Source organism: Pseudomonas sp. NPDC087814 (assembly GCF_044742865.1).
In the GTDB taxonomy this organism is placed as follows: Bacteria; Pseudomonadota; Gammaproteobacteria; order Pseudomonadales; family Pseudomonadaceae; genus Aquipseudomonas.
On record NZ_JBIUVK010000003.1, the window covers coordinates 14,174 to 26,820 of the forward strand.

General features: G+C 62.3%; 9 protein-coding genes. 6 read left to right on the top strand and 3 right to left on the bottom strand.

All coding sequences use genetic code 11. The features are described from left to right. The first annotated feature begins 10 nt into the window (after positions 1 to 10). The 3 genes from ACIOMR_RS03555 (at position 11) to ACIOMR_RS03565 (ending at position 5,056) form a co-directional block, all read left to right on the top strand. On the top strand, positions 11 to 2,725 hold the full coding sequence (locus tag ACIOMR_RS03555; RefSeq protein WP_023658844.1) for a beta-glucosidase: 2,715 nt from the start codon (positions 11 to 13) through the stop codon (positions 2,723 to 2,725). Between the two features lie 138 nt (positions 2,726 to 2,863). Beyond that, complete coding sequence (locus ACIOMR_RS03560) at positions 2,864 to 3,976, top strand: porin (RefSeq protein WP_102369092.1); 1,113 nt, start codon at positions 2,864 to 2,866, stop codon at positions 3,974 to 3,976. Between the two features lie 138 nt (positions 3,977 to 4,114). Beyond that, positions 4,115 to 5,056, top strand: a complete 942-nt coding sequence (locus ACIOMR_RS03565; protein WP_401192244.1) for a cupin — start codon at positions 4,115 to 4,117, stop codon at positions 5,054 to 5,056. On the opposite strand, the gene ACIOMR_RS03570 is transcribed toward ACIOMR_RS03565, so the two are convergent. Genes ACIOMR_RS03570 through ACIOMR_RS03580 form a run of 3 tightly spaced genes read right to left on the bottom strand, consistent with a single transcriptional unit; the run spans position 5,049 to position 8,504 of the window. Then, positions 5,049 to 5,954: a LysR substrate-binding domain-containing protein gene (locus ACIOMR_RS03570; protein WP_401192247.1), complete on the bottom strand. Its 906-nt coding sequence runs from the start codon at positions 5,952 to 5,954 to the stop codon at positions 5,049 to 5,051. The genes ACIOMR_RS03565 and ACIOMR_RS03570 overlap by 8 nt on opposite strands. 34 nt (positions 5,955 to 5,988) lie before the next feature. Then, positions 5,989 to 6,711, bottom strand: coding sequence for a FadR/GntR family transcriptional regulator (locus ACIOMR_RS03575; RefSeq protein ID WP_008433336.1), 723 nt, complete (start codon positions 6,709 to 6,711; stop codon positions 5,989 to 5,991). Positions 6,712 to 6,767: 56 nt separating this feature from the next. Continuing rightward, on the bottom strand, positions 6,768 to 8,504 hold the full coding sequence (locus tag ACIOMR_RS03580) for an IlvD/Edd family dehydratase (RefSeq protein WP_008433338.1): 1,737 nt from the start codon (positions 8,502 to 8,504) through the stop codon (positions 6,768 to 6,770). A 192-nt stretch (positions 8,505 to 8,696) separates the two neighbouring features. Between ACIOMR_RS03580 and ACIOMR_RS03585 the strand changes: the two genes are divergently transcribed. The 3 genes from ACIOMR_RS03585 to ACIOMR_RS03595 are packed head-to-tail and all read left to right on the top strand — an operon-like array spanning position 8,697 to position 12,625. Beyond that, positions 8,697 to 10,019 (top strand): MFS transporter, encoded by a 1,323-nt coding sequence (locus tag ACIOMR_RS03585; protein ID WP_087693837.1) that lies wholly within the window; start codon positions 8,697 to 8,699, stop codon positions 10,017 to 10,019. A gap of 21 nt (positions 10,020 to 10,040) precedes the next feature. Then, positions 10,041 to 11,033, top strand: a complete 993-nt coding sequence (gene araD1 / locus ACIOMR_RS03590) for an AraD1 family protein (RefSeq protein ID WP_134326635.1) — start codon at positions 10,041 to 10,043, stop codon at positions 11,031 to 11,033. Positions 11,034 to 11,044: 11 nt separating this feature from the next. After that, entirely contained in the window at positions 11,045 to 12,625 is a 1,581-nt protein-coding gene (locus ACIOMR_RS03595) for an aldehyde dehydrogenase (NADP(+)) (protein ID WP_401192252.1), read from the top strand. Positions 12,626 to 12,647: the final 22 nt, after the last annotated feature.

A 12,647-nucleotide genomic window follows, 5' to 3' on the forward strand; every position in this document is an offset into this window, starting at 1 on the left:
GGAGCTTTTCATGACTACCTCAATAACGCGGTACGGGCGCGTATGCCCTGGTTTTTTCCGACTGTCGACGCTGGCAGCGGCGGTGTTGTGTTCAACCCTGGCGGGGCCGTCCATGGCCAGGGAAACCGATGAGGCCCGGGTGGATGCCCTGCTGAAAAAGATGACCCTTGACGACAAGTTCAACCTGATCCGCGGCATGACCGAAGCGGATGCTACCAACCAGGGTCAGGCCGGCTACCTGCCGGGCGTACCGCGCCTCGGCGTGCCGGCCCTGCGCATGGCAGACGGGCCACCCGGTATCCTGACCCGCAAGGCCTCGATCATTCCCACCTCGACCATGGGCCTTGCCGCCACCTTCAGCAAACAGGATGCCTTTGATAACGGCACGGTGATTGGCGAGGAAGCAAAGCGCCTGGGCATCGACGTGGCGCTGGAGCCCTTCATCAACATGTTCCGCGACTCGGGCTTTCGGCGCGGCTGGAACACCTATGGCGAAGACCCGCTCCTGACCGGCAGCATGGGCGCTGAATTGATCAAGGGCATCCAGGGCCAGGGCGTGATGGCGCAAGCCAAGCACCTGGTCGGCTACGACATGACCGGCTTTGACGTGAGCATCCCCGAGCAAGCCCTGCACGAGGTGTACCTGGCTCCGTTCCAGGACGCCGTTGACGCCGGCGTAGCGTCAATCATGTGCTCCTACAACAAGCTCAACGGCGAATTCGCCTGCGGCAACGAACAATTGCTGGAACAGGTGCTGCGCAAGCAGATGGGCTTCAAGGGCTTTGTCACCTCTGACTGGGGCGGCGTGCACAGTGCGCAATACATCAAGCGGGGCATGGACATGGAGATGCCCGGGCGCATCGATGAACAGCACCCATTCTGGGACATCATGCGTTCCTACTACGACGACACCGAGCAGCAACAGCCTGCGCTGCACACGTCCATGGGCAGCATGAAAAAGGTCTTCGCTCGGCCCATGCCGGAGGAGTGGATGGTCGGCCAGCGGCCAAACGTGCTGCTGGGGCAATTCCCCAACGACGAGAAGCCGAGCAACCTGTTTGAAGCCCTGCGGGATAAAACCGTCAGGGAACAGGACATCGACACGGCCGCCAGGCGCGTGCTCGGGCAGATGGAGCGTTTCGGCCTGTTGGACAAGGGCAGCCACCAGCCACAGTCGACCCCGATGGTTGCCGGGTTGTCCGCCATCGTGCGCCGCACCAGTGAGCATTCGGCGGTGCTGCTGAAAAACCAGGACAACGTACTGCCGCTATCGAAGGACGACCTCACGGGCATAGCGATGATCGGCCCGGGCGCTGTCCAGCCCGTTGCGCTGGGAGTTTCAGCCGAGCACGCGATCGGCATGCCGCAGCTACAAGTCGGGCCGGCCACTGCACTAAAGGCAATCGAACCGAATGCCGCGATTAGCGTGACGGTGGCCAATGACATGACCGGCGTCGTGATTCCGGCAGACCGGGTTTCGTTCGATGGCAAGCCAGGTTGGGTTAGAGTCGAGGAGGGGCAGAACCAGCGTGACCAACAACTGCAGTTCACTGGCGCGAATGCCCTGGCGGCAAACACCTTGCCAAGCTGGAAAACCCACCTGACCATCGATCAGGAAGGCGACTACAACCTCAACCTGCACATGCTTGGCGCCGGTGCCGTGCTGAAGGTCGACGGGAAAATCATCGGTGAAAGCAGCTCGTTGAAAAACGCCCTGCACGGTGATGTGGTGCATCCGGGGCAGGATGCCCTGATGCCAACCACCGATGGCCTCAACAACGTGCGGCGGATGGTCAAGCTCAGCCGTGGCGAACATCTGATTGAAGTCAGCACCTATAACGACACGTCTGGTGAACCGGTTCAAGTACGCCTGGCGTGGGTCACGCCTGCCATGCGCGAAGCCAACCGGGCGCAGGCGCTGGCTGCTGCCCGCAGCGCGAAGAAGGTCGTATTTTTTGCCTGGGCGCGTACCGACCCACAGTTTGGTTTGCCGGGCGACCAGGACAAACTGATCGAAGAAATCGCCGCGATCAATCCCAATCTCGTAGTGGTGCTCAACACCAGCAGCCCGGTCGCGATGCCATGGCTGGACAAGGTCAAGGGCCTGGTGCAGATGTGGTGGACAGGTGATGAAGGCGGCCCTGCGACTGCGAACATCCTCACCGGCCGCAGCAACCCTGCAGGCCGCCTGCCGTTTACCTGGGCCCGCAGCCTGCAGGACTATCCCGCCACCGATCCCAAGTACCCCGAGCGTGGCCAGCAACTGGATGGCGTGGTCAGTTACACCGAGGGCGTCAATATCGGCTACCGCTGGTTTGAGTCGCAGCATAAGGCACCGCTGTTCCCATTCGGTTATGGGTTGTCCTATAGCCGCTTCGATTACAGCGCGCTGCAAACCTATCGCCTGGGCAATGGCGACCTCAAGGTTGATTTCAAACTGACCAACAGTGGTGGCGTTGCGGGGGATGAAGTACCGCAGCTGTACCTGAGTGCACCGCAACACAAGGTCGAAGGTGCCGAGTTCGCGCCGCAGACCCTGGTCGGGTTTGATCGGGTCAGCCTCAAGGCCGGGGAGACTCGGGCGGTGTCCATCACCGTGCCGCTGCGCAAGCTCCAGTATTGGGCGGTGAAGACCCAATCCTGGGAGCTGCCGCGAGGCCAGCGCACCTTGAAACTCGCCAGTGCGTCGGACAACGTGAGGGCCAGCCACGTCGTCTCGTTCTGACCGTTACACCCCATAAAAATAAAAATATCCAGGCTTTAGCGTCACCTACCTCTTGAACGTCTGCGCCATTGCCTGGTGGCGCAGCGGGAGCTTTCACCGATGAATTTCTCTGTTCGTCCAACTGGACAAGGCTTTTGCGTGCGTCATCGTTTTATCCTGGCGTGCTTCCTGGCGCTGTGCAGCGTGCAGCCAGCCATGGCCATCGATCTGATCAAGACCGACAGCGATCGGTTGGAGCTGCACGCCCAGGGCATTTTCGCGTCAAACGACAAGGTCTACATCCAGGGCCGTCACACCGGCAGCATCGGCCACCGCATCAACATGATCTACACCCACCAGCTCGACTCGCAGTGGGCCGTGGGCATGCGTCAGGAATGGGCCTACGACCCGTTCTACTACGACGGCACCGCCGCCCAGACCAAGCGTTTCCAGTATGTGTTCGTGCGCAATGCGCGCTGGGGGCAACTGAGCTACGGTCAGCAAAAGTCCCTGACCTTCGACATGGTGGGTTCGATCACCGACTGGTATTTGGGCTACGGCACTAAAGGGCAGGGCACGTTCAATGGGTATGGCGGCAACCAGTTGCTGGGCTTCTCCCGGCCGAACAAAACCCTGTATTACCGGGTAAGAAGCGACGATTTCGAATTTGGCGTGATGTATGGCCTGGGCACCGGCCCGGTACACAACTCCGTCAACCCCAGCAGCGTGGGCGCCGGCAAATTCGTCGACAGCTCCCGCAATGCGCTGTACCAGGTGGGTACTGTCTGGCGCCCGGCGGATCATTGGTCATTGCGCCTGGCCTACGGCTACACCGAAATGAGCGAGCGTTCACTGGACGGCCACGCTCAACTCAACACTCGGCACCCGAATGTCGAAGGCTGGTTGTCGGGGGTGACCTACACCAATGCGCCCTGGTATCACGCGGTGGTTTACGGCGAGTACCGCAACCTGAATGCATCAGCGCCCACCGCCAGTGGTTATCGCGAGGCTAAGGCACTGGAGTCTTACAGCAGCTATTCGTTTCCGGAAATGGGCGAGCTGGGATTCTTCAAGGCGTATGGCGGGATCAACCTGTTCTCGGACAAGAACAGCTCAGGGCGCAGCGGCTACTCGGTGGCCGGTTTTGCCCTGATCACCTTGCATGACACTTTGGCGATTGGCCTGGAGAGGAAGTTCGATATGGCCAGGAACAAGCAAGGCGACTATACGGGGCAGGATGAGTATGAGTTGGTCGCCAAGTACTACTTTTAACAATTTACCTGCCCCTGGTCGCACAACTGCTGTGCGACTTGGGGGGTTAATCCACTGCCGTACAGTGCCTATAGTTCTGTCACCGTCGCAACGCCCCACGGGGCATGCGAAATCCAGTCGTAGATTGAGGTGATCATAATGAATAGCGAATTCAAGCCTGACGTGGCCGATACCCAACTGCAGCACCTGCTCGATGCCGAATACTTTGAATACAGCAAGGCTGCCAATCCCATCAGCGCCAACCTGATCACGCGCATTCCCTATCACAGCTTCCCGGCCTCGCTGTACGACAGTGGGCCCTCTCGGGTAGTGCCGCTGGACCTCAGCGATGCCTTGGGTTGCGAAGGTCCGGCCACCGGTCCGGGGCTGTGTGCGAACTTCATTCGCCTGAACGCCGGCGATACGCTGGAACTGCACCCCAACGCCACCTCACAGGTGTTTTATGTCATCGCCGGGCAGGGCAGTGTGGTTCAGGGCGCGCACCGCATCGACTGGACCAAAGGCTGCTTCATTGCGCTGCCAGGTCTGCAGCAAGCGCAGTTCAGCGCATCAGAGGATGCGCGCCTGTATTACGTCCACGATGAGCCGCTGTTGCGTTACCTGGGCGTGACCCGCAGTGCCGATCGCTTCGTGCCGACGCTGTATCCCGCGGAGCTGGCCAACGCAAAACTGCGGGAAGCGGCCGATGATCCCCGCGCCCAGGACCGTAGCCGTATCAGCATCCTGCTGGGCAATCGCAACTTCCCGCAGACCCGTACCGTGACGCATGTGCTGTGGGCGATGTATGGGATTCTGCCCGCCGGCTCGATTCAGAAGCCCCACCGACACCAGTCGATTGCGCTGGATTTCATCATTGATTGCCCCAAGGGCTGCTATTCGCTCGTGGGCACCGAACTGGACGCCGATGGGCAGATCCGCAACCCGGTGCGGGTCGACTGGTCGCCGGGCCTGGCGTTCGTGACGCCGCCAGGTTACTGGCATGCCCACTTCAATGAGTCCGACACGGAAGCCTTCCTGATTCCGATCCAGGACGCCGGGCTGCAAACCTATCTGCGGTCGCTGGATATCCGCTTCAGTTGAAACGTTTCCAGTGCGGTGATTCGCCCATCTGCTCGACGATAAAGTCGATGAAGCACCGCACTTTGGAAGACACGATGCGCTTGGGTGGATACACGAACCACACCGCCGATTCACGGCCTGCGATGCGGATATCCCACTCAGGCAACCACACCAGCAACTCGCCGGTTTGAATGGGTTTGGCTACCAGCCAGTCGGGCAGCAAGGCAAATCCCAGGCCCTGTTGTGCGGCGATCAATTGTGCGTCCAGGTCGTTGATCCGGATGCTGTCTTTATGCACCAGCGGTGACACCTCACGCCCGTTGGCAAATGCGCTGTCAGCCGCTCCCAGGATCGCCGGCATGGCAGCCAGGTCGGCAGGGTTGACCGGCGCCGGATACTCCCGGCAAAACGCCGGGCTGGCCACCAGCCGGTAGCGCTCATCGCAGATCTTGCGTGCCTTCAACGTGGAATCCGCCAGGGTGCCAATGCGGATCGCCAGGTCCGCGCCGGCATGAATCAGGTTGACGTGGCTGTCGTCCAGCACCAGTTCCAGCTTGATCTGCGGGTAGCGGGCCAGGAAGGCATTCAAGGTGGGAAGGATATGGTGGCGGGCAAAGGCGGGCGGCAGGTTGAGCTTGAGCACGCCCCGTGGCTGTTCGTTCAGCGCGGAGGTGGCCGCCTTGGCTTGTTCCAGCTCGTCCAGCACCCGGCGGGCGTGCGTCAGGAATGTCTGGCCACCCTCGGTCAGGTGCAGCGTACGGGTAGATCGGTTGAACAAGGCGATGCCGAGGTCCTGCTCAAGGTCCTTCACGTAGCGTGAAACCGTGGAAGCCTTGATGCCAAGCCGGTCGGCGGCACGGGAGAAGTTATTGCCCTCGGCGGCTTCGACAAAGGCGGTTAACGCAGCGAAGTAATCCAAGGGCGGCCTCGACTTGACGGTGGGTTGCCTGGCGCTACAGCGGCGTCAGCACGTTCATCACGGTGTCCAGCGCCACCCGGGTATCGTCCAGTTGCACCAGGGAGGCATGCCGCGCGCCGAGGGCGTCACGGTTCTTGATCGCGGTGAGGATCGCTTTGTGCCGGGGCAGGCTGAGGCCCTGGATGTCGGGGCGACGGTTGGTGATGTTGATGGACTCGCGAAGTGGCAGCGACAGCATGTTGCACATGTAGGCCAGCAAGTCGTTGCGGGTCGCATCGGCAATTGCGCGGTGGAAGTCCAGGTCGGCCTGTAACAGCGCGTCGTGGGTATTGGCGGTTTCCATGCCGAGGTAGGCTTTTTCGATGGTGGCGATGTCGGCGTCGGTGGCGGTGGTCGCGGCCATCGCGGCGATTTCCGGCTCGAGGATCCGGCGTACACCGGCCAGGGTGTTGAAAAACTCGCTGTGGGGTGTCGACTGCATCAGCCAGGTCAGCACGTCCGGGTCCAGCAAGTGCCACTGCACCCGAGGGCGCACCACAGCGCCGACCTTGGGCTTGGAAATCACCAGGCCCTTGGCGCTCAGCACCCGAGTCGCCTCACGCAATACCGAGCGGCTGACCTTGTACTCCTCGCACAAGGTGGCCTCCATGGGCAACCGTTCTTCCGGCTTGAAGCGCCCGGAAACGATGTGCATGCCCAAGTCCTGGACGATTTGGGCGTGCATGCTCTTGCGCGGCTTGGTCGGCTGCTGATCCATAACAGGGAGGCTACTCTGGCGAAATACGCGGCATCATAGCATTGCTCCCGTCCCAATTAGTGGGAATGACGCGGCACTTCGGCGCCACGGCAGCCCACCAGGAAGTCGAAGTCGCAGCCCTGGTCTGCCTGTAATACGTGGTCGATGTACAGCTGCCGGTAACCCCCGACAATCAGCTGCTCGGGCGGCGCAAGGTCGGCCATGCGGGCCGCCAGTTCGGCGTCCGGAATGTCCAGGTGCAGGCGGCCATTGGCGCAATCGAGTTCGATCCAGTCGCCTTCCTTGACCGTGGCCAACGGGCCGCCGGCCGCCGCTTCCGGTGCCACGTGCAACACCACGGTGCCGTAGGCCGTGCCGCTCATGCGCGCATCGGAAATGCGCACCATGTCGGTCACGCCCTGGGCCAGCAGTTTGGCCGGCAAGCCCATGTTGCCGACTTCCGCCATGCCCGGATAACCCTTGGGCCCGCAGTTTTTCATCACCAGGATCGAGTTGGCATCCACGTCCAGTTCCGGGTCGTTGATCCGTGCCTTGTACATGTCGAAGTTCTCGAACACCACGGCACGCCCGCGATGCTGCATCAGTTCGGCACTGGCAGCCGAGGGCTTGAGGACTGCACCCAGTGGTGCGAGGTTGCCCCGCAGCACACAAATGCCGCCGTCGGCGCGGATCGGGTTGTCGAGGGTGCGGATCACTTCGTCCTGGCCGTAGATCGGTGCTTCGCGGGTGTTTTCGCCGAGGGACTTGCCGTTGACGGTCAAGGCATTCGGGTGCGGGATCAGGTTGGCCTCACCGAGGCGGCGCAGCACCGCCGGCAGGCCGCCAGCGTAGTAGAACTCCTCCATCAGGAAGCGCCCGGACGGCTGCAGGTCGACGATGGTCGGCATGCCACGGCCCATGCGGGTCCAGTCGTCCAGGTCGAGCTCGACGCCGATACGCCCGGCGATGGCTTTCAGGTGAATCACCGCGTTGGTCGAGCCGCCGATGGCTGCGTTGACGCGAATCGCGTTTTCGAAAGCCTCCTTGGTCAGGATCTTCGACAGCTTCAGGTCTTCACGCACCATCTCCACCGCACGCATGCCGGACATGTGCGCCAGTACATAACGCCGCGCATCCACCGCGGGAATCGCCGCGTTGTGGGGCAGGGAAGTGCCGAGTGCTTCGGCCATGCAGGCCATGGTCGAGGCGGTGCCCATGGTGTTGCAGGTGCCCGCCGAGCGGGACATGCCGCCTTCGGCCGCGAGGAAATCGTCGAGGGTAATGGTGCCCGCCTTGACCTGTTCGCTGAGCTGCCACACCACGGTGCCCGAGCCGATGTCCTGGCCCTTGTGCTTGCCGTTGAGCATCGGCCCGCCGGTGACGACGATCGCCGGCACGTCGCAACTGGCGGCGCCCATCAGCAGCGCCGGGGTGGTCTTGTCACAGCCGGTCAGCAGCACCACGCCGTCGATGGGGTTGCCGCGAATGGCTTCCTCCACGTCCATGCTGGCCAGGTTACGGGTGAGCATCGCGGTGGGGCGCAGGTTCGATTCGCCGTTGGAGAACACCGGGAATTCCACCGGAAAGCCACCGGCTTCGATCACGCCGCGTTTCACATGCTCGGCAATCTGGCGGAAGTGCGCATTGCAGGGCGTCAGCTCCGACCAGGTATTGCAGATCCCGATGATCGGTTTGCCGTGAAACTGATGATCGGCAATCCCCTGGTTTTTCATCCAGCTGCGGTACATGAAGCCGTTTTTATCGGCGGTACCAAACCAGCTGGCGGAGCGCAGGACGGGCTTTTTCTCGGACATGGCTGACTCTCTTATTGTAAGACTATATTGATCCATTCTCGGCTTAACATAGGCGTAAATTCGGGTGTTTGGAAGTGTTGTTGATTAAATAGTATTACTATATAGTCCGATTCAACGAGGCCTGGCCCTGGCGGTTTTCCGCGAGAGGCGACCCGAAACGCTCTATAAAAATAACAATCGGAGACCGCTCACATGAGCCAGGAACAGCGGCTGATACGTCGCATCACGCTGAAACTGATTCCCTTCCTGATCTTGCTGTACCTGATTGCCTACGTGGATCGCTCGGCCGTGGGCTTCGCCAAATTGCACATGGGCGCGGATGTCGGCATCGGCGATGCGGCGTATGGGCTGGGAGCAGGGCTGTTCTTTATTGGCTACTTCCTGCTGGAAATCCCCAGCAACCTGATGCTCGACCGTTTCGGCGCGCGGCGCTGGTTCGCACGAATCATGGTGACCTGGGGCGCGATTACCATCGGCATGGCATTCGTCCAGGGCCCCCACAGTTTCTATGTGATGCGCTTTCTGCTGGGCGCCGCCGAAGCCGGGTTCTTCCCGGGTGTCCTCTACTACATCACCCAATGGTTCCCGGTGAGGCACCGCGGCAAGATCCTCGGGCTGTTCATCCTGTCCCAACCCATCGCGATGATGATCACCGGCCCCGTGGCGGGCGGCTTGCTCGGCATGGACGGGATACTCGGCCTGCACGGCTGGCAGTGGTTGTTCATCGTCATCGGCACCCCAGCGATCCTGCTGACCTGGCCGGTGCTGCGCTACCTGCCGGATGGGCCGCAACAGGTGAAATGGATGGACCAGGCGGAGAAGGCCTGGCTCACCGGCGAGCTGGCCAAAGACCTGCAAGCCTACGGCCAGACCCGGCACGGCAACCCGCTGCATGCGCTGAAGGACAAACGCGTGTTGCTGCTGGCGCTGTTCTACCTGCCGGTGACCTTGAGCATTTATGGGCTGGGCCTGTGGCTGCCGACCTTGATCAAGCAGTTTGGCGGCAGCGACCTGACCACCGGATTCGTGTCGGCAGTGCCCTACATCTTCGGGATCATCGGTTTGCTGATCGTCCCGCGCAGTTCCGATCGCCTGAATGATCGCTACGGTCATCTTGCCGTGCTCTACGTGTTGGGCGCCATCGGCCTGTTCCTCAGCGCCTGGCTGACAGTGCCGCTGTGGCAACTGGCAGCGCTGTGCCTGGTGGCGTTTGCGCTGTTCTCTTGCACGGCGGTGTTCTGGACCTTGCCGGGACGTTTCTTTGCCGGCGCGAGTGCAGCGGCGGGCATCGCCTTGATCAACTCGGTGGGCAACCTCGGCGGCTACATCGGGCCGTTCGTGATCGGCGCCCTCAAGGAGTACACCGGCAACCTTGCGTCGGGCTTGTACTTCCTGGCGTGCGTGATGCTGTTCGGGGTGGTGTTGACCGGGGTGGTCTATCGGTTGCTGGAGCGCAGGCACGTGCTGCCGCCCGATCAGTTCGCCGCCAGCGCCCGTGGCGCCACGCGTACTTAATTGGCAATCAGGAGAACACTCATGGGGTTAGTGCAGTTTGAATTGAACAACGGCGAACGCCGAGTGGGCGTGGTCGACGGCGATCAGGTACGCGAGGTGCGGGCCGCCCGCACGGTACGCGACCTGGCACTCGCCGCCATCGAGGCTGGCGTCACCCTGCAACAGCACATAGACCACCTCGGCCTGGCCGAGAGCCACGACTACGCCAGACTGCTGGCCGCGCAGAAGATCTTGCCACCGCTGGATCACCCGGACCCGGCCCACACGCTGGTCAGCGGTACCGGCCTGACCCACCTGGGCAGTGCGTCGGCGCGGGACAAGATGCACCAGAACGCCAGTGACGAAAGCGCGATGACCGACAGCATGCGCATCTTCAAATGGGGCGTGGAGGGCGGCAAACCGGCTGCTGGCCAGGCCGGTGTGCAGCCGGAATGGTTCTACAAGGGCGACGGCAGCATCGTGGTGCGTCCGGGCCAGCCATTCCCGTGGCCGGCGTTTGCCGAAGACGCCGGCGAAGAGCCGGAAATCGCCGGGCTGTATGTGATTGGTCACGACGGCAAGCCGTATCGCCTGGGCTACGCGGTGGGCAACGAGTTTTCCGACCACGTGATGGAGCGCAAGAATTACCTGTACCTGGCCCACTCCAAGCTGCGCAGTTGCAGCTATGGTCCCGAGTTGCGCCTGGGTGAACTGCCCCGGCACCTGGCGGGCACCAGCCGTATCGTGCGCAATGGCGAGGTGTTGTGGCAGCACGAATTCCTCAGTGGCGAAGCCAACATGTGCCACAGCCTCGAAAACCTTGAATACCACCATTTCAAATACACCCAGTTCCTGCGCCCAGGTGACGTGCATATCCATTTCTTCGGCACCGCCACCTTGTCGTTTGCCGACGGCATTCGTACCCAGCCAGGCGATGTGTTTGAAATCAGCCAGGCCGAATTCGGCGCGCCATTGATCAACGGAATTGCCGTGGCCAACAGCGGCGTGGCACCTGGCGGCATAGGCACCCTTTGAAGGAGACAGGCATGACCCGGATTTGTGGCCACAACTACATCGGCGGCCAGCGCAGCGCTGCCGGCAGCATCACCCTGCAGAGCATCGACGCCACCAGTGGCGAGGCATTGCCCTTTGATTTCTACCAGGCCACCGCGCAGGAGGTCGACGCCGCGGCCAACGCCGCCGCTCAGGCTTACCCGGCTTATCGCAGCCTGAGCGCGCAGCATCGTGCGTCGTTCCTGGAGGCGATAGCCGATGAACTGGACGCCCTGGGCGATGACTTTGTCGCCCTGGTCTGCCGCGAAACGGCGTTGCCCGCCGGGCGTATCCAGGGTGAGCGCGGTCGTACCAGCGGCCAGATGCGGTTGTTCGCCAAGGTACTGCGGCGCGGTGATTTCTACGGCGCGCGGATCGACCAGGCGCTGCCGGATCGTCAGCCCTTGCCGCGCCCGGATCTGCGCCAATACCGCATCGGCCTGGGGCCGGTCGCGGTGTTTGGGGCGAGCAATTTCCCCCTGGCCTTTTCCACTGCCGGTGGCGACACCGCCGCCGCGCTGGCGGCCGGTTGCCCGGTGGTGTTCAAGGCCCACAGCGGCCACATGGCCACCGCCGAGCGGGTCGCCGATGCGATCATGCGGGCGGCCGAGCGCACAGGTATGCCCGGCGGCGTGTTCAACATGATCTTCGGCGGCGGTGTGGGGGAAGCGCTGGTCAAGCACCCGGCGATCCAGGCCGTGGGTTTCACCGGCTCGCTCAAAGGCGGCCGGGCGTTGTGCGATATGGCGGCGGCACGCCCGCAACCGATCCCGGTGTTCGCCGAGATGTCCAGCATCAACCCGGTGATCGTCTTGCCCCAGGCCCTGCAAACCCGGGCAGACACCATCGCCCGCGACCTGGTCGCCTCGGTGGTGCAGGGGTGCGGCCAGTTCTGCACGAACCCGGGGCTGGTGATCGGGATTGCCTCGCCAGCGTTCACAGGCTTCACCCAACAGGTCGCCCAACTGATCGGCGGCCAGCCCGCGCAAACCATGCTCAATGCCGGCACCTTGAACAGCTACGGCAAAGGCCTGCACACGCTGCTGGCCCATCCTGGCATCGAGCACCTGGCGGGCCAGACGCAAACCGGCAATCAGGCGCAGCCACAGCTATTCAAAGCGGACGCCAGCCTGCTGATCAACGGCGATGAAGTGCTGCAGGAGGAAGTGTTCGGCCCCACCACGGTGTTCGTGGAAGTCGCCGACCAGGCCCAACTCGCTGCGGCGTTGCACGGCCTGCACGGCCAATTGACCGCGACGATCATCGGCGAGCCGGCGGATTTCACCCAGTTCGGCGAGTTGACGCCGCTGCTGGAGCAAAAGGTTGGCCGCATCATGCTCAACGGCTACCCCACGGGCGTCGAGGTGTGTGACGCGATGGTCCATGGCGGGCCGTATCCGGCGACTTCGGATGCCCGTGGCACTTCCGTGGGCACCCTGGCGATCGAGCGTTTCCTGCGACCTGTGTGCTTTCAGAATTACCCTGATAGCCTGCTCCCCGACGCGCTGAAGAATGCCAACCCGTTGCGCATTCAGCGTCTGGTAGATGGGCAGCCGTCGCGCAACGCGCTGTAACCGGTACCACCTGAAAACAACA